The organism is Pseudomonas sp. UBT, assembly GCF_050915955.1.
GTDB lineage: Bacteria > Pseudomonadota > Gammaproteobacteria > Pseudomonadales > Pseudomonadaceae > Aquipseudomonas > Aquipseudomonas antarctica_A.
Map to the genome: position 1 here is coordinate 22501 of NZ_CP168081.1, position 19594 is coordinate 42094.

The following is a 19594-nucleotide window of genomic DNA, read 5'->3' on the forward strand; positions in this document are numbered from 1 at the left end:
CTGGTCTAGTGCATCCAATGCCTTCCTTGTACATGCTCGCCTATATGGATGCTAATCCACTTTCCTGCTTTCCTGCTTTCCTCGGTATGGCCGCTCTCAACCGATGCTGGTGCAGGATTTTGGGCCTCTAGCCGAATAGAGGCCAGTGGTGAGGGCACCGCGACCGCCCAGAAAGGGACTGCATAAGCGAAGGAAACCTTTGCCTCCAGTGTCACCGGCTTGCTAGGTCGCTCTGCGCGCTGCATCGCAACATGTAGCCTCTGCCTTATCGCTTTGCGGGCCACGGAATTGATTTCCACACCAGCTAACGTGAGCAGGAGCCGTGTGTACGCCAACCGATGAAAATCGTCAGGGCAGCTTGGGTGGCGGAACATCGGTTCAAAGCAATACTCGATCAGCTGCAGCATCACACCTAGGTTACAGCGCACTTGCAGGAACATCAGACAGACAAAATCGGCTATGACGGGCACAGCAGTATCAAATGTTAGGTTCGGTTCGGCTAAGTAACTTCGCAACCGGTTGATCCCTATATTTGCAAACGTCTCACCCTGATCCATCATGGCTATAAGGTCTGCAGCTTGGATCGAGACGAAGCTGCGCCTGGTCATCACCAATTGAACAATTGCACGAGAGTACTCAGCACGCGTCAAACGCTCTGATATCAGTTCATTCGTCAGTAGCATTTGAGGAGATGCGCCCCTGATCTCTAGGAACCCTGCTATAGCTCGGAAGCGGGCGTCTAACGACAGTAGGGCACCACCGTATTCCAGGCAAACAAGCAGGGTTGCATACTCTCCTTCACCCAGAATGTCTTTGAGTGTATGCATCTGTGCCGCCAGTGTGGGTGGGCCATATGCCGGTACCACCTCACAATACTCATCAATAGCGGCATAGATTGAGTCGAGAAAGGCACGCTCCCGATGCCAATTTTCCTCTGTCTGCTCCTGCATACCGAGTTGCCCATCGTGCGAGAAGAGCGTCCCTCCCTTGTGAAATCGCGTTGACGACTCGATCTTCGTTTCTAGCGCTTGCTTGGTGGCAGCAGCTACATACAGCCTGGGGATGTGCTCCAGTACATCGAGCATTCCAAGCGTCGCAAGCTCTACCAGCATGGGAAGATCTACCACCCAAGAGTGATCGGAGGCAGCGATAACCGGGAACTCATCGTGGGTCTGGCCCACACCCATCGAGACCTCCAGCAATGGCCCCTCATCGGGCCAGCCTCTGACGAGATCGATCACATCCACACCGAGCATCTGCGCGATCAGTCCAAGCGTAGCCATGTGCTGGCTGTAGAGCCCAATTGTGTTAAGGCCCTGTGTTTTTTTTCGTTCGATTTGCTCAATGAAGAAGGAGAAATCCAGCTCACCATCCTCACGCGTGGGGATGGTCATGGCGACTAAACTTTTGCTCGGAACGACCGCGCTTGAGACCTGCCCATATGATAGGTCGAGCAAACGTCGGTGAATGGTCACTATCCGCCTAACCTTGAGCGTCTGCTCTCCTATCAAGCTGCGGATTGTTGTGGTTTCGCCAACTTTGAGACCAATAAGCGCGACAGCCTGCGCGGAGTCCGCAGCGATGAACTCCGCGCTCGGTGAGAAGGGTGGGTCAATGTCAAAATCTATTGAAACGTAACCGCTGCCGCCGTTGCTGTCTTCGAGTTCGACTGAAGTACCAAAAGCGACCTCAACTGGGTTGGTGAGGAAAGTGTCCACCGTGCCGGATGCCATGACCATGAGTGAGATGTGACCGGCCGCAGCCTCAAGATTGCCCAAGTTCACTCGCATGGTGCGGTAAATGCGAGCGATGCCTCGATCATGCATCCCCCGACTTATCTCTGCGTTAGCAAGTTTCAATTGATCCTGAGCGGAGCCTTCGAGAAAGACAGGAAGCGTGGCTATGCACGCGTCCATCTGCCCAGGGTTTATGTTGGCTAGAACCTGGATCAGCAACAACCATGCACTGGCATCAAGGGGGCTCTCAGAAACGATCATCTCTGCGATTTCACGCATCCTGGGCCAATCACCGGCGTTACCGTAAACGTTCAAAGCCACGTTTCGGACATCTGCGGACTGGCGCCATTCCCCTGGAAGCGACTCCAGCAGATCTCGAACCTTCGCGCGCTGATCAGTTAGGGCGTATGCGTGAAGAAGATCAACGTGCAATGGAGTGAACGAGTCGCGAGGAAGCACGCGTTCGAGCATCGCGATAGCATCATCGTGACGCCGTGCATGGAGCATCCACTGCGATGCCATGGACAGCTCCAGCAAATCGCTGCTTTGCGGTGCGAGTTCAGCCACACGATTCTCGAATGCCTGGCGCACTGCTTCGTTATCGATAAAGGCCCGAGCAGCGAAAACCCCATCGGTAATATTGCTGTTCTGGGGAGTGACACCTAGCAGCAAAAGCTCTTGCTGAACTGCATCATTGCGTTGCTGACGCAGCAACAATTCCCAGTGCATGTGGCGGAGTATCCGCAGCACTTTCGCCGACTCCTCCGTGACAGGCCGCTGCACCTGTACACCGTAGGCAGACTCGAGCTTTGGCTCTCTACCCGCAACCAAGCATGCTTGGCCGAAGATAACCAGTGCGTCATCAGGAAGCTGGTCAAGGTGATCGGAGAAGCGATCAACAGCTTCACCTTCACGATTCAAATCGCATAGGGCCTCAAGTTCCACTCGGGCCGAGGTCTCATGTTCTGGGACGCCGCGCTGTCTTCCCTGCTCGATCATGTCCAACGCCTGAGCCGCCTGCCCCAATAGCAGATACGCATAGGCAAGGTGAAACACGACGTCAGTCTTTGTCCTGGGACTTTGCTCGGCCCATAGAGCATTCTCGCGATCCTCAAACTTGGACATGGCGTCCATGATGAGCTCACGTCGATCCAGGGGCTGAGATCGCGTGTTCACGTGGAACGGGTTGTCCGTAGCGAGTCGCAGCGTAAAACGCAGATAGTTTTCGACGATGAAAATGGAACTGTCAGGCTGCTCCAAAGCTTTCTTGATAGCGTTGACGGCACCAAGATCGTCCCCGGCGCCAGCCCTGGAACTGGCCACCATCTGCCAGGCCCCGGATTTATCGCGAAAGGCTTCGGGGATCTCGTCTTCAGTTAGCTCTTCTCTATTGAGGACTCTTGCGTTGGTGTAAGCGATCCATACCGAATACGACTCCGGAAAGCGAGCCTGTGCCGCCTGGCCAACCTGGAGGGCAGCCTGCACATCATTTTTGAGCATGTGAGCCCGGACATGACCCGCAGCGATACGGTCATCGTCGGTATAAAGGTTTGCGGCTGCCTCAAGATCTGTCGAGGCGATCTCATCGTCCCCAAGATGCCAGAAGCACATCCCACGAAGGAAATACCAACGGGCCTTCTGGTAAATATCAAACGTGTCCAGCTCGTCCTCGAGGAGTTCCAGCTGAGTCAAGGCATCCTTGTATCGGCGATCGTTGTGCAGCGTGCTGATGCGGTCGAGTTGGCGCGTAGCAAATGTAGTTTCCGACCCTTGGATTGCGATGGGGAGGTCATCAGTCAGCAGTGTGCTGCCGGCAGCGCGACCAACGGAGAGGAGGGGAGCGAGATATTCCGCCAGCGGGGTAAGCTCTGACGCGCGCTCATGGCTGACAGGCATCGTACCCATTTGGTAGGCCCGCACACTCTCGCGTATCAGCTTGGCCGTATGAAATTCCTTGGCAAGCTCACCCAGATGGGCTGAAGCGGAAGAGAGATCGATTTCTCCGGCCGTGCCATTGAGCTCAGCACACACAGATAATAACTGCGACCACACTGCGCCGCTGTCCCGGCTAGGTAATGCCTGGGCGATAAATTGCTTTTGGTATCCGGCTTCCTGAGTGCGATCCGAGTCTAGGTCGTGGGGGACGAACTTCAGGTGGAGCGCGAACTGGCGCAGGTCTTCGTCGTTAACCGTGGCCTCATTGTATTGCTCAGCTGCAGCCTTGATGGCGGCGTAAGCAATCCGGTTCCGAGCGTTACTCAGACCCTCTGAATGCACACGGGTGTACCAGGACTCATGTGAAAGAGACGCCAAGGCCAGCCTGACAACCTCTACCGCGCCTTCCATGGATGACGAGCTAGACACGTGGTAGACGATCAAATTGTCGTCCAGTCCACGCTGGAATGTTGGCTTGATGAAATCGAGCCACGCAAGCCCTACGGCTTCGGTAAAAACGTCATTGGCAGTCGCCTTGAGTGACCGCTTCATCTGCATTCTGATGGTTGCTTTCTGTCCAGTGCTCGCCGACGCAGCATGGACAACGAGGTCGTCAGTATTGTGGTCAAATCCTCGACCTTGGAACAGCAACCCGACGATGGCAAACCCTTCGCGCAGCCCGGCACATGGGATGCCTAGGCACATAGCGAGTAACCGCACCGCCTGTACGCGTTGCTCAAACGCACCGCCACGCCCGCCAGTTGAAATAGGGCTTGCGACCTTTTTCTGCTGGGGTTTCGGTTTTGGGTTGGGAGCTTTTTCTCCCTTTGCCTTTGGAGGCCTTGCCATACCTGGCTCGCACAACTGATATAGGGCCCTATCTTATCGATCATTAAGCGCCATGCGTAGCGTTGACTTCGCAAGAAAATTACATAGCGTGCGGCCTGGGGCATGGAGTTCGTATCGAGCGCCAGCATCGTCGAGATGTACCATCCTATGACCACCAAAAAACATAAAAAGGCAAGCGGAGCGGGCAGGCGTGAGGATTGAAGCCCGGCAGGGCCGAGACTTGGCTCCGCCAGGCTCGGTTCACGACAACCATCCCCGCAGGGGCACGCTTATACCCAAACTGGTAACCCGTGCAATCGCTATCTCCTCAGCAAGCCTTTAAGGTTTTCTTGCGCGTAATGGTCACCTCTCCATGATGAAGATTGCTGACTCTTAGATGCACTCCCGTGTAAGGGGGGACGGAGACTCATCCTTCATCTCTTGAAAGCTCAGTGAGTGCTGAGGCTAGCGCCGTCGCCTGCTGAGGCGTGAACCTAAAGCGCGACTCATCGATTTTGATCGAAATTACGCCGTTGGATTCCGTATCCAGGAGAACAGCGTAACTGTTGTCATCGTCTATGACTTCGCACTCGGCAATACCGGGCCGAGTGAAGACGGCGAGCCTAATTTCGTCTGAGTCACCTTCGGGCGAACCATCCTTGAACGTGAAGAATCTGTTCGGCGGCAATTTTGTACTCATGGTCTCGATAGTCCTCAGAAAATATGTCGCATGAGTATTTAAACGGAGGCGAAATTCGAAACTTGAGTGGTGGGTTTAAAAGACATCTGCCTGAAAAGTAATTTTGCGCAGCGCTAAAGTTTTGCTCGAAAAAATCCGTTTAAGTTTGTATTTCACGGGAAAGGGCTGAGTGGGCAATGTTGAAAGAGCATGATTCTGCAGAAATTGTTAGATTCAGGGCCGAGCGCGCATTTTTATCTCATGACGGTGACGGTGACGGTGAGGAAGCTAGGTGGTTCGAGGCATCTGTTGAACTCGCAAATAGCCACGTCAGGCTCGTTCTAGACGGGTCTGAATATGACTTCACTGCTCAGCAATGTGGGGAGCTAGCTGATGGGCTGTCGACCCTGGTCAAAACGCTCTATCAACGGAGCGCAATCCTCACTGGTATCCCTAATCCGCTGATATTGGATTTTGGTAAACTATTTCACCAACTGATTGTGTCTCGTACTCAGTCCACACAGCAGGATTGGTTGTGCAACCACGGGTACGACTTGGACGGAATGTTTTTTGGAGCATCTGGATCGTTTCGCTATCCAGATTCGCAAAGCTATTTTCAGCTTTTCATAGGGGTGAACGACGAGCTATTCGCACCGATCTTGGGGATCGAAGATAGGGTATTCAAGTTCAGCGTGGAGGACGCTTCGTGGTTGATTGAACAGCTGTGCGTAGGAGGATACTTGCTAGCTCTGCTTGAGAGACCGTAAGAGGAGTAGCCTGCTCCTTCATGGACAACTTAGCATGGCTAGCTCACGTTTGAAAAAACCTCAACCCCTGCATGGAGTGGCGTAGTTACGATTATCCGTTGAAGACGTGCAGCTTGTTGTAGACAGCATCCGAGGCGCTGAATGTAATCTCACGCAGGGAAGGCATGGAGATTACACAGGCACCGATGTAGGTGCCATGAGCTAGCTGCTATATGTCGAATGCCGCATTGATGGGTAAACTACCTGTTTTTTGCGGTGTGATTGGCGGATTACAATGGAGTGGCAACCTTCTTTTCTCTCGCGGCTGTTCAGAAGGGCGGCATCATGGCGTATGAAGATCGAGAATGATCAATTCAGCGTCACGTTGAATGAGCAAACGTATTCGATACCTCTCGAAGCGTTTTCCTCACTGCGCTTTCGCGATGGCCTGTTATGGACAAACGTCACTGCTTGGGTTGGTTACGAGATTCATCTCATCGGCTTGCCAAAGTCGGCTCGTCACACGCTGAGTGAGCAGCTTCGAGCCGTCACGAGCAGGCAGAATTTCCGTACTTATTACGCCAGGATCATGGGTTGGCTGAAATTGGTCGATCAAGTTGCGCTGACGGTAGACGCAGAACATCGATGGCTGACACACGACATGCAGCAGGAGCTTCTTTCCGAGAAGGATGCTTTGAAAATCGACGATGCTGATCTCAAGGCACTGTTTGATTCTCCAGTTATCCAAACTGCATTGGGTGACAACAAGACACGCGTGTTAGGGCGGTTGCGCCAATGGTCTCAGGATTGGCCAACGCATTGGCAGACTCGTAACAAAGCGCACATGATCCGCGAGCTGGATGCTTGCTCAGATCTTCTGGATAACGTCGAGTCCCGTGAGCTTAATGATGAGCAAGCAAAAGCTGTGGTTTGCTTCGACAATCGGGTTCAGCTTATTGCCTCCGCCGGCTCCGGCAAGACCTCTACGATGGTTGCCAAGGCGATTTACGCGGTTCATCGCGGTTTCGTGGCCCCATCCGAGATCATCATGCTGGCCTTTAACAAAGATGCTGCACAGGAGCTGCAGGAAAGGGGCGCTCAGTCTCTCGGAAGGCTAGGTATGGCCGGTGTCACGATCAATGCACTGACGTTTCATTCACTGGGCCTAAAAATCATTGGCGGTGCGACAGGCAAAAAACCTAGCGTCCCCAAGTGGGCTACCAAGGCGGATCTTGGGCTTGAGAAACTTGGTGTGATCGTTGACACGCTTAAAGACAGGTCAGACGAGTTTCGCACCAAGTGGGATCTTTTCCGCTTGGTATTCGGGCGGGATCACTCCACTGCGCCGTTGAGAGATGTGGCGGAAGCTTTCGACAGGGAAGGGGAAGCTCGGCTAATCACACTCAATGGTGAGCATGTCGCGAGTCAGGAAGAGCGCTTGATTGCCAACTGGCTTTTCTACAACGGCGTCGAGTACGCCTATGAGCGCCCCTACGAACACGACACTGCAACTGCCGATCACCGCCAATATGCGCCCGACTTTTATTACCCGCAGCTGAACCTCTATCACGAGCACTTTGCCTTCGATGCAGAGGGCCAGGCACCCGCGCATTTCGTGAATTATGCGGAAGGGGCCGATTGGAAGCGGAAGACCCATGCCAGCTATGGTACGCAGCTGATCGAGTCGACTTCACTCCAATTGCGGACGGGTGAGATCTTCGCTCATCTCTCTCAAGAGCTGACGTCGCGGGGCGTGGAGCTAGATCCAAACCCCGACCGTCCGATCCCGGACTCCGGCCTAGTACCACTGGAACATATTGACTTGGTGAAGGTGCTCCGATCGTTCATCTCTCACTTCAAAAGTAATAGCCTGACGGCGGCGATGCTGCACGAACGGTACGACGATCTTCCGATCAGCGTTTTCAAGTTCCGGTACAAAATGTTCCTGGAACTCGCGATTCCGGTGATCGAAGGCTGGGATGCCGCCCTGAAAGAAGACCGTGGGATCGATTTTGAGGACATGATTAACCTGGCCGCAGATTGCCTAGAGCGTGGCTACCAGTCGCCTTATCGCTTGGTCATGGCTGACGAATACCAAGATGCCTCGCGCGCACGTGCGCGGCTTTGCCGGGCGTTGGTTCAAGAGCCCCATAGTCACCTGTTCGCGGTGGGTGATGACTGGCAGTCAATCAATCGATTCGCTGGCGCGGATGTGAGTGTGATGACTGGTTTCGTTGAATGGTATGGCCACGGTGAGGTATTCCGATTAGAGAAGACTTATCGCTGCCCTCAGGCTATCTGTGACGCCTCCAGCCAGTTCGTGGCTAAGAACCCTGCTCAGTTGCAGAAGACCGTGATTTCTGTGACGGAGCCCATCGGCCCCGCATTCCAGGCATTTCAGCTATCGAGTAGGGATCAGGTCCAGGATGGCTTGCGCCAGTATTTGGACGATCTTTACCAGCAGCTTTCGACCGGCGTAGTCCCCGGGGCAAATGGTCGGCTGATAACAGTCTTCGTACTTGGACGCTACAAAACCGATGCGCAATTCATACCCCAGGGGTGGGAGCAACGCTACGGCAACAAACTTGAGATCAGATTCAAAACCATTCACACCTCAAAGGGTGATCAGGCCGACTACATTTTGCTCCCCGGAATGATGGCTGGAGGATTCCCGAGCATGAAAGGGGACGATCCGGTCTTCGGCCTAGTGATGCCCGAAGGAGACACCTACCTGCATGGCGAGGAGCGCCGACTTTTCTACGTGGCGTTGACCCGGGCTCTTAGGTCTGTAGTGATGTTCACTGTGTCTGCCAGAAATTCACCATTCCTCACCGAGCTGGTAAAGGACGGGGTGGTAATAGTTACAGATATCAAGGGTGAACCAATCCAGGAGGAACGATGCCCTGTGTGCCAACATGGGGTCGTGCTTCAGCGCACCGGGAAGTTCGGTGATTTCAAATCCTGCTCAAGCTTTCCTCGTTGCAAGTACAAGCCCGGAAAACCAAGACGCCAAGATACTCCGCAGGCAAAACTAACTCGGCGACGTTAAGGGCATCAGTACCAGCCAGCCCCGCACCCGGATAGCGCAAAGCCTTCATATGTGGCATATAGCCGCTAACGAAGTGGCGCGTAGGTTTTCATTGTGACTACGTCGACGCGTGTATTGAAGGCGATTGCGGCCCAGCGCTGGGCGGCGGGCCGAGAACCAGGATCAGGAAATGTCAGGGAAAATCGTACGCGGCGCCAGCCGCTGTTGGTGGGCGCTAGTCGCCGGTGGACGTGCAGCCCGGCGATCATTCGCAGCTTGGCGAAGTGAGGATGGACTCTATTTCGAGCCCTTGACTCCCATTCTGGTGGAGGACGACAGAGCGGCAAGATATGAGCGTGAACTCTTGCGAGCACTGCAAAACGATGAAGTACTCAACATAGCAATAACCGGTGGCTATGGGGCAGGTAAAAGCAGTGTCCTGAAGACGTTTTTCGAACACCATCGCAGCTTCAAACACACTTTCGTATCGCTGGCCACGTTCACCAAGGCGAACGCGCCTACAGCTGTTTCGGTGAAGCCGCTTGATGACGCGTCTGAGTTTACAGCGCCCGAATTAGCTTCGCCGGCACCGGTTGTGGGCGGCTCCGATACTACAACCAGTGGCGACCTGATCAACCGGATCGAAGAGACGATCGTCCAACAGCTCCTTTACGCGGTACAAGCAAAGCAGCTACCCAAGACACGGCTCAAGCGCATTTCTCACGCGTCAACGCTCCGCGTTTGTTGGCGTACCCTGTGCGTCGCAGTGATCGGGTTCGCCGCACTGCGCCTGGCGGTACCGAAGTTGCAGACTCTATCCGAGGTAGCAAAGGATTGGGCATTGAAAGGGCTGATGTGGCTCCCCGAACTCATCGCCCTTGGTGTCGTAGTGGCAGGTGGTGTGTGGGCCCTGTATTCAGGCTTGAAGCTTCTTTCACTCTTCAGCGTCGATGGCCTGACGCTCAAGGGGGGTAAGCTTGAGGCAACTCATCATGGTTCGGTACTGCACAAGAACATTGACGAGATCATCTACTGCTTCGAGCGCAGCGACATCGACGTCGTAGTGATCGAGGATCTGGACAGGTTCGACATCCAGGAAATCTTCTTCAGGCTGCGCGAGATCAACTTCATCATCCGCCAGTCTCCCCAGGTCAAGCGTCCTATCCATTTCATCTATGCGCTGCGGGATGAGATGTTCACCGTCACAGACAAGACGAAGTTTTTCGACCTGATCATTCCTATCATCCCTGTGGTGAACTCGGAAAACTCCCGTGAAAAACTGGTCGAACTGCTGGGCCAAAGACATATGGGTGGTCAGCCGCTGAATGCAGGTCTCAAGCCCAAATTGATCGAGACCGTGGGGTATCACATCGACGAGATGCGGTTGATCAAAAACATCGTGAACGAGTTCGACATCTACGCGAACATTCTCGCGAATGACGGCTTGCCGCTTGATCCGAACAAGCTCTTTGCGATGGTGGCGTTGAGGAATCTCCATCCAGAGGTGTACTCGGATCTACTCAAGCGCAAAGGTGTTGTATACCAGGTCATCGAAGGTTATCCCGCGTGGGTCAAATCTGAGATCCGGCGTGACCAGACCGCAATCGCTGAGCTGAAACAACGCCGAGAGGAACGAGAGGCGGAAGTCGCCAGTGACATTGCGAGCCTTCGTGCATGTGTCTGGTTTGCATTAATCCGTACGGGAACCCTCCACCACGCCAACAACTTGTGGCTTGAAGACCGTACAGAGATTTCACTGATGGACTTTGTCACGGACAGTGTCTTTGAGCGCGTAGTCAGTCAGAGATTCGTCTATCCGTTCGTGAACTCCAGATCGTTGGGAAATCAGAGAGGGGAGCCTTTGAACCCCAAGGCGGTGCTACAGGAGCTGTCATATCCTGAGCGTGTTACAGGCCTTGAGGTATCCCTCGACGAGATTGATGACGAAATCAGCGTCATCCAAGCAAAAATCACCGGGCTAAAGACTATGCCGTTCCGGCAGGCGTGCAGCGGTAACTATGGAGAGTCATTTGGCACCTGGCTCCAAGGCTATGAGCTGATCACTTTCCTGCTGCGCCGAGGCAACTTGGACACCGATTACACTGACTACCTCGGCTTTTTCTACGAGGGCTCGCTGACCCAGTCGGACAAAATGCTCACCATGGCCCTTGCCCGGGGCGAAATGCTTGATGTTGGTTCACCCATCCGAAATCCCGAGCGCGTAGTGAGCAAGCTGGATTTCGACTCGATCAACAAGGGCAAAGGGCTGTTGGTGCACTTGATGGCCGAGCTCGTTCGCCCTCGGCACGACGACGTCCGCGTCAGGGAAGAAAAGCTGTCGGTAATCATCAAAAGCAGCTTTCAGCACTTGCCGCGTCTTGCGGAGGTGGTCGAACTGCTGCCGGAGGAGGCGAAAACTGGGTTCATCAAGGCTCTGTTCAAACATCATCCCAACGTCATCAATGAACTCGTCGCCTACGACAAGTCGAACCTGGTGCGCGAAGACTTGGTGATCATAGTGTTGGACAGTCTGATGGCTGACCAGGTCACACAGCTTGAAGGGCGCAGCGATACGCTCTTCAAAACCATCAACGATCTGCGCCATGTTTCGAAACTTATTCCCGGACTGACCTCAAACCAGATGGGATGGGCTTGGCTCAGAGAGAGGCCCGCGCAGTTCTGGAATGTCAGCGAAACCTGCACCCTTGAAGAGCTCAGAGCGCTGGTGGAGTGGGGGTGCCTGAAGCCTACATTGCGGATGTTGGAGCTGCTATGCAGCACCCTGGAACCTGGCACCGAATCAGTCATGGTTTCGCATCAGCAGCTTACCCAGTTAGAGCTCGTGGGCTTCGATCAACTTATCGGGCAATCAGCCTCTGAATACGTGCATGAACTGCTGAGTCAGGAGGGTACCCTACCTGAAACGGAGAGCTCACTGGTTGATCTGTTTGCATTGGTGGACGGTACCAAAAACATGGAGACGCTTCAGCAAGCGCTCTTCAAACACACCGACTGCTTGATCACCGATCTTGAAAAGCTTCCTCATGCACTTTGGTTGCCGGCTCTGAAGTCTGCGCGCCTGTGCAACCTCGGGGATACGGTTTGGACATTGTTCAACAGCGTCATCACGAGCCTTGGAGACGCCTCGTCGTCCGAGGTAGAGCGACCAGATTTTGGTCAGTCTGTTATTCCGAGCTTCCTCGATTTTGTCACATGTCATTCAGCAAGCCTGGCCAAAGAACTTTGGGGGGGCGATGGAGATGAGCAACTGCAAACATTCTTCATCCAGCAAGAGCAGCTCACCAATGACACACTGACGACCCTGTTCTCGTCGATCGTGTTGGCGCCTATCGTTCTTTTGAAGAACTCCGTCCCGACGAGCCGGTGGCCCTGGTTCTCCACCTCCTCCTTCGTCCCATACAGCTCAGAAATCAGGCAGCTTCTCGCCCAGCATGATTCCTCCCTGGAGGCAAGTTACATTGCCCACCATTGGCGGGACGCACGTGACACGCTCAGTCTTTCTAGCTTGCCGATTGGCTTGGTTACAGCCCTCAGCCGCTCAGGTGTTGCATCTCTGGTCGATACCATGACGATGTGGCAGGGCATCACCGCAGAGATGTTCAGCAGTTGGGAGGGCTCGGTCGTAGAGCTGGCCAACACTTGCGTTCGCGCAAACAGGGAGCAAGCCACATTCCCGGGCAGCTACCTGCCTGTTATCCGGCATTGTCTTTCGGATGTCTCGCTGAGCACATTGCAGCGGACAGACATGGTCATCCAGGCGTTGCAGATGAATTGTGCCTGGACTGACGTGGCCCAGGCGCTGCCTCTGCTGGGAGATGAGCATGCGGAGCTTGTGGGGAAGACGCGTGCACACCTTCCGCCGTCCTCAGACGTCAGACGGCTGGTCGAGGCGCTGAAACGTCGTGGGTTTGTAGGGGTTGTGAGGTATGAGGCCAAGCGTACTGTGGTGTTCAACAAACGAAGCCAAATAGCCCAACCTGAAATTGGCCTGGACGGACGAACAGCAGACTTGGCTGCCGGCGCCGTTCAGGTATCAGGAGTAGAAAGCTGGAGCGGATCATGAAACGAGACTTTCTAAAGATCTATGTGGACAGCCAACCGCGATCTCACCAGGCGGTGGACGCCCTAGTACGATACCACGAGGCCATGGCTGCCGGGCTTCCAGCAGAGGAGGTGGAGCGTTTGCGGACTGAGGCAGAGACCCTTTTTCAGGCCGTATCTTATTACCAACTGAGGGCGATGGGTATGCCATCTCCGAAGCCGCAATGATGTTGCTCAGAAATCCCCTTCTGAGATGCCACAGGGTCATAATAGGTTGGAGGGGATTGTGGTTTTTTTTGGCTTGAAAACTAAATTCCCAGCCCCCTGTGTGATGGCGTAGCGACAGCAGCTCCAATTTCGCGATTGGCGGGTCGTATAGATGCCTGGCATCGGGGCTTGGATAAGAGACAGTGTGTCCGTCTATCGCATTATCCAAGAACGCCTCAGCGTGCCCGTCACCAACTCTGAACACTGGTTCGACGCAGTCATGCCAACCGGGAGGAGGCTGTACTCCTGGGAATAACGACAGGCCAGCCCCTGACAGGCGTTGAGTCGATATACCGAACTAAGGATGGGCCCCCATGACCACTACAACACGGTCTATTCAACGACTAAAAGCCAGTTGCGAGTGACGGCGGGATAGTGCGGGCCGAATGGCTAGCGGATCGCTCGGGCGAGAAGTCTTTTTAGAATTGCAGAGGCGGGGCATTGGCAAGCGGGCTGTGGCGCAAGTGCGCCACATATTATTCAGCGTCAGAGGCGCCTTTAACAAAACTATCCACACTTTGCGGCTTTTCAACGGCATTAGCCAATGCTAGCGCTCGCATCTTCGACGTCGTCCTCAAAAGCCAAGGTCAATTCCAAAGCCAGGTCATAGCCGTCCTCCGCAAGTTTCTCAATGGCCGCATGAGCGTCTAAGTCAATGGTTAGCTGCGCAGGATTTCCATGAACGAGTTGAGAGCGCACATTGTAGAGGTCGTAAAACTCGCTAGCTTTACCACTACCTAAGTACTTCTTAACCAGCCGCTTGCAGGCCCTTGAAATCGACTCGCGCTTAGCATCTTCCAATAATGTTTTCAGCCTGTTGCCAAGTTCCAGTGAGCACCCTATCTCCGGAATTTTATCAGCTAGAGCATCAAGAGCATCCACAACATTCTGCTCTACAACGCCTCTGGTGCAGAGGATCTCTACTGCGGTCATCGACAAAATCAGTTTCGATTTTACATGTGGCGCGGCTAAAGCCAAGCCTAGCACCGTCAGTGCTTCTAAAGTGCGTACGGTACCGTAGTTGAATTCAGAATCGGGGAGGGTAATGTCACTAAGTGTTTTGAGATCGAGTGCCAATGGCGCTGGCGCTGCCGCTGGCCAGTGAGTCCGCTGAGACGTCTCATACACCTGGGGCTGATAGCTGATTGGTGTGACATTGGCCTTTCTAAAAATATCACCTATGGCCAGAGTGGCTATTCGTTGATCATCATTGAAAGAAATCCAGTCTTGATGTGGAACCTTGAGCTTTAACAGGGTGATTTTAAGCTTCATCATCATCCCGGCCAATTCCAGCTCGGCTTCGTGCTTGTCTGAATAACCGTCCGATGAGATGAGAAATATATCATTGGCCATTCTTTTAACCGTGACTCGCTTGCTGCAGGAGTCGAATATCTCCTGAGGCGCTGAGATCTCAAGGGCGTGATCGGTTAACTTAGCCGCAAATGAATAGGTGTACACTTTGATCCCTCAATGCTGTGAGTCTAAAGAATTCCATGTCAAATTTGACATTCAGCGGGTATATAACATGACGCAGCGAGCTTAGACAGAGACACCGTCAGCGGAAGGGGAGCTATGAGGTTTAAGCTCAGTGATTGTGAGCGTGCATTTTTGGATAATTTTACACACTAGCTCCTACGGGGTGGCTGCTTGGCGAGGCGTATGATCCTCTTATAGCTTGTCGCCACAGCCAACGTCCAGGAGCGGGCAAGATGCAGGCACACGTGGGTATCCGTACATGGTTCCTTAAGCAAAATGACCGGCTTCAGGATGCAGCAGACCTGTTGCTGAAGAGGGGCGAAATGATGCACTCGATGTCGCCTCCCATAGAGCGTCTCAGGTTTTAGGCCTTCTATTCCGACAGCCTGCAAAGATTTTGAAGTGGAAAAAGGGCATTGCGAGGCCCTTCGGTTATACTCAAAAAAGTCTTACTGAGCCAACCAGCTCTCTGCTTACTTGGCACCAAACTAGCCCTTCCATTCCCTGAGGGTCTTGTGGTTGCTGCCCTTCATTTCGATCACTGACCGTTCTGACCAACTTCCACCGCTCTACAATTCCTATAATCCATTACTCTCCGTCGCAGATAGCAGTTACTCGAGATAGCGCCTTGCCCCAGTCTGTGGCATATAGCCAGTCACATTGCCTTCGGCTTGGAAGCCCAGAGTCCGATTGAAGCCAAGCTTAGTGAGAAGTGGGGATGTACCTTTCAGCGCTGTCTATACGTAATTTCCGGCAGTTTGGCGATCTGACTCCAGGCTTTCTAATCCACTTTAACGAGGGCGTCACTGCGCTTGTAGGGGAGAATGATGCCGGCAAGACCGCAGTAATCGACGCCATCCGGCACGTCCTGCAGACCCGTGACTCGGACTTCCTTCGGCTTGAACTGGAGGACTTCCATGTCACAGGGAGTGGCGAGCCTACAACCGACATCACTCTGGTTTGCACGCTGTCCGGGTTATCCACGCTGGAACTCGGAGCATTTGCTGAGTACGTAACGTTTTCTGGTGGCGAGGGCCTGCTTCATGTGCACTGGTCAGCACGTCGGCTCGCGTTGCCGGCTGCGTCACGTCGCTGGGTCGACATCCAAGTCCGTTGTGGGGCGCGCGGAGAGGGGCCAGCCCTGGACGTTGGAGCGCGCCAGTTACTGGCGACCGCCTACTTGAAGCCTTTGCGGGATGCTGAACGTGAGATGTCGCCGGGTCGTAACTCTCGCTTGTCCCAAGTTCTGTCCAGCTTTCCGGGAATTGAAACTGGTGAGTCCTACGAAGGTAAGACACCGCCGGCGTCAACAGCCGAGGCTTCCGGCCTTAGCATTGCCGGTATGGGCGATTACATGCGTGAGCTCGTCAGAGGACATGGAGCAATCAGGGTTGCCCAAGCGACGATCAACGAGCGCTATCTGGAACCTCTCTCACTGGCTGGACAACCACTTCATAGCCATCTGGGCTTCGGCGACAGCGGCAGTGAGACCACAAAGCTCAAACAGATTCTTGAGCGCCTGGAATTGGGGCTGTTGGACAAGGGCTCGGGGCTAGCAAAGGGCAGCTACGGCCTGGGCTCCAATAATCTGCTGTTCATGGGCTGCGAGCTCCTCCTGCTGGGCAAGGAGCCAGACGGTCTGCCACTGCTGCTAATCGAAGAGCCGGAGGCGCACCTTCATCCGCAGCGCCAACTAAGACTGATGGAGTTCCTTGAGCGAGCCTCCCAGCCTCAAGCCCAAGCTCAGGAACACGCTCAAGAACAAGTGCGGACACGGCCCGTGCAGGTGATTCTGACAACACACAGCCCCAACCTGAGCTCTAAGACTGCCTTGGAAAACCTCGTTCTCATTCAAGGTCAGCGTGCGTTCTCCATGGCGCAGGGGCGAACCAAACTGTCGGTTGATGACTATCGGTTTTTGAGTCGTTTCCTGGATGTCACCAAAGCCAGCCTGTTCTTTGCCAAGGGGCTGCTCATCGTTGAAGGGGCTGCGGAGGCAATTCTTCTGCCTGCATTGGCCCGGCTGCTTGGGCGTGACCTGACCGAGCATGGTGTGTCGATCGTCGACGTCGGTGGGGTCGGTTTACGTCGATATGCTCACATCATGCAACGCGCCGACGAGTCTGAAGGCGCCATTCAAATCCCCACAGCCTGCATCACCGACATGGACGTGATGCCCGATTGCGCGCCAGCCATCATGGGGCTGAGCCCAAATAAGCTCACATCCAATGGTAAGCCGGTGCCTCGTCGGTGGCGCATGCTGAGCGACTTCGGCGCTACTGATGTTGAGCGAGAACCTAAGCTAGCGGCTCATCGGCAAAAACGGACACGCGGCGATGGCCAGTACGTGAAAACCTTCGTGGCCAATCATTGGACGCTTGAGTATGACCTGGCCGTCGAGGGACTCATGGATTGGGTACATCAAGCCGCCATGCTGGCTTTGCATGACGCGAAGATCAACGAGCGAAAGCTGACACGAGAGAAAGTCCTCGATAGGGCAAGCAAGGCGCTGGAGGCCCTCAAGACTCGGTACCCCACCGATGAAGAGCGAGCTACCGAGATCTACCGTCTTGTGGACTCCGGCTCCAAGTCGATCACCGCACAGCACCTGGTCGACCTGCTGCAGATGGCATTTGATGAAGGTGAGCTCGATCAGGCGAGCTTGCGTATAGCGCTGCCGACCTATGTCGTTGACGCAATCAACTACGCCACAGGCGGCCCGATCCTGGCTCAAACACCAGAGTCACTTGCTGTTCCCACAACCACGGCCGATGAACAAGCAGATGGGATGGAGGAACTTGCATAATGCGGCTCCAGGATCTTGTCCCGCCAGTAACAGATTTAGACATCGAATGGGTGAGCGGACTTATGTCGCTACGCGACCTGGATGAGCCACGGCGGGCGTTTCTCAAACGTCTCGATACGCTCGATGTAGCGGCATGCCCAGGCAGCGGCAAGACCACCCTGGTGGTTGCCAAGCTCGCCATCCTTGGTCGTCACTGGCGTAGCCGTACTCAGGGGATTTGCGTGCTCTCGCACACCAATGCGGCGCGCGAGGAGATCGAGCGTCGGCTGGGCGCCACGGAGGTTGGCCAGCGGCTGCTGCGATACCCCCATTTCATCGACACCATCCATGGTTTTGTCATGCGGTTTCTGGCGTCACCCTGGCTGCGATCGAATGGCCATCCACTGGTGATGGTCGATGACGAGGCAACCGGGCGTGCCAGGGGAAGGGCGCTGGGACGCGAGCGGAGAAATATGGAGACTTTCCTTGGCAAAAAGGAAAAAACGCTTGCTGATCTTCGTCTTCAAACGGCGGATTTTTCGGATCCGCTCGGGGGCGTGCACTACATTTGCTCACCCGAGGCTCCCTCATACGGAACACTAGGTAGGGCCATGGGCGCTGCCGCTTCGGAAGGTTACTTTTGCTATGACGAGGTCTTCACGCTCGGCCAGGCTATGATTGAGCAGGAGTCGAATGTCGCTCAGTCGCTGCAAGCTCGGTTCCCCTGTGTGCTGATCGACGAGATGCAGGACACGGATGCAGTACAGAATCTGCTCTTGAACCACGTGTTTCCACGCCATGCCGTAAACACCGTCGTGGTCAGGGTTGGGGATCCCAATCAGCAGATCTTTGAGGGTGACGGCCAGTCCGATGGCGCTTTTCCTCATGGAGACACAATTGATATCTCCACGAGCTTTCGATTCAACCAGGCTATTGCCTCCTTGGCGAACAACTTCGCAGTCGCTCCAATTGCCGGGGGATTGATCGGGAGGGGCAGGGTTAGCGATGTTTGTCCAAATACCATCTTCGTCTTCCCAGACGACGACACAAGCGGTGTGCTCGGTGCGTTTGCGCAGCTGGTCTCCCAGTACCTGCCTGTCTCGGAGCGCAAGGATGGGGTGCATGTAATCGGCGCCGTTCACCGGCTGAAGAACTACAAGGATGATCAATTCCCAAAGGCTCTGGAGCACTACTGGCGCGCCTACCGCTCAGATGCCAACAGCTCGCGGTATAAGCCCGAAACATTCGTTGAAGGTATTCGCAGGGCGAGAGCGCATCTGGCCGTTAGCGGTCATGCACACGAAAGCGTTGAAATGATCGCCAAGTGTTTGCTTCATCTGGCTGAACGTGCGGGCTTGAGGAGACCTGTCCAGATCAGGACGAGGCTCCACCGCTTCATAGAGCGCAGCTTGGCGTTGAACACGACTCTTCTGGAAGCCTACCAGCGGGGAATCTACCTCTATTTGTTCTATGCCCATCCGCTGCGGGAGGAGCGTTGGGTTCAGAGGCATGCCGTACTGCTTAAGCGTCTGATCGCAGAGCTGCATCCTGGCGAGACAATTTCAAACGAACCCGAGGTAGAGGCGTACCTGGCGTGGACGGAGCCGCGTGATACGGACGAGTCCGAGATACCCCGTCAAACTATCAACACATACCGATCCAACGAAGGTGAGCATGACCCCGTCGACGTCCAACTGTCATCCATGCACGCCGTCAAAGGTAAGACTCATTCGGCGACACTGATCGTAGAAACGTTCAGTGGACAACATTTTCTGGAGATGATGTTGCCCTGGTTGGAGGGTAAGCCACTGCTGAAGAAAGAACATCAGGTGACTTACCGGAAGAACAGAATGCTCATGTACGTTGGGATGACCAGACCTACACACTTGCTGTGCCTGGCCATTCGAACCAGTGCACTGGGTGAAGGAGAGGCAAGAAGTGAACGAAGGGCAGCGCTGGAAGCGCAGGGGTGGGTGATCAATGAGCTCGACGCGTGAGCGAATGGCTAAACCGCGCTCCTGAATATGGGGCACCCGGGAAGATTGCGGTGGT

Annotated in this window: 9 protein-coding genes; 5 read left to right on the top strand and 4 right to left on the bottom strand. The window is 54.5% G+C overall.

Annotation, left to right across the window (positions count from 1 at the left end):
- Nucleotides 1–5: 5 nt before the first annotated feature.
- Nucleotides 6–4520 carry a PIN domain-containing protein gene (locus ACDZ94_RS24545; protein WP_432751743.1) on the bottom strand — a complete coding sequence of 1505 codons (4515 nt, stop codon included), beginning with the start codon at nucleotides 4518–4520 and terminating at the stop codon, nucleotides 6–8.
- Between the two features lie 406 nt (nucleotides 4521–4926).
- Nucleotides 4927–5199 carry a hypothetical protein gene (locus tag ACDZ94_RS24550; RefSeq protein ID WP_432751744.1) on the bottom strand — a complete coding sequence of 91 codons (273 nt, stop codon included), beginning with the start codon at nucleotides 5197–5199 and terminating at the stop codon, nucleotides 4927–4929.
- 176 nt (nucleotides 5200–5375) lie between these two features.
- Here ACDZ94_RS24550 and ACDZ94_RS24555 point away from each other — a divergent pair, with 176 nt between their 5' ends.
- From ACDZ94_RS24555 to ACDZ94_RS24565, 3 genes are all read left to right on the top strand, one after another.
- The gene (locus tag ACDZ94_RS24555) at nucleotides 5376–5945 is read left to right on the top strand and encodes a hypothetical protein (RefSeq protein WP_432751745.1); all 570 of its coding nucleotides are present in this window, start codon (nucleotides 5376–5378) and stop codon (nucleotides 5943–5945) included.
- 331 nt (nucleotides 5946–6276) lie between these two features.
- A complete protein-coding gene (locus ACDZ94_RS24560) occupies nucleotides 6277–8973 on the top strand; it encodes a UvrD-helicase domain-containing protein (protein WP_432751746.1) in 2697 nt (898 codons plus the stop codon).
- A gap of 169 nt (nucleotides 8974–9142) precedes the next feature.
- Nucleotides 9143–13036 carry a hypothetical protein gene (locus ACDZ94_RS24565; RefSeq protein WP_432751747.1) on the top strand — a complete coding sequence of 1298 codons (3894 nt, stop codon included), beginning with the start codon at nucleotides 9143–9145 and terminating at the stop codon, nucleotides 13034–13036.
- A gap of 782 nt (nucleotides 13037–13818) precedes the next feature.
- Here the strand turns inward: ACDZ94_RS24565 and ACDZ94_RS24570 are convergent.
- Nucleotides 13819–14739: a hypothetical protein gene (locus ACDZ94_RS24570; protein ID WP_432751748.1), complete on the bottom strand. Its 921-nt coding sequence runs from the start codon at nucleotides 14737–14739 to the stop codon at nucleotides 13819–13821.
- Between the two features lie 506 nt (nucleotides 14740–15245).
- Entirely contained in the window at nucleotides 15246–15290 is a 45-nt protein-coding gene (locus tag ACDZ94_RS24575; protein WP_432751867.1) for a hypothetical protein, read from the bottom strand.
- Between the two features lie 185 nt (nucleotides 15291–15475).
- On the opposite strand from ACDZ94_RS24575, the gene ACDZ94_RS24580 reads away from it, so the two are divergent.
- Both ACDZ94_RS24580 and ACDZ94_RS24585 read left to right on the top strand, forming a co-directional pair.
- Nucleotides 15476–17563: an ATP-dependent nuclease gene (locus tag ACDZ94_RS24580; protein WP_432751749.1), complete on the top strand. Its 2088-nt coding sequence runs from the start codon at nucleotides 15476–15478 to the stop codon at nucleotides 17561–17563.
- Complete coding sequence (locus ACDZ94_RS24585) at nucleotides 17563–19539, top strand: UvrD-helicase domain-containing protein (RefSeq protein ID WP_432751750.1); 1977 nt, start codon at nucleotides 17563–17565, stop codon at nucleotides 19537–19539. The genes ACDZ94_RS24580 and ACDZ94_RS24585 overlap by 1 nt, the downstream gene beginning before the upstream one ends.
- Nucleotides 19540–19594 lie beyond the last annotated feature (55 nt).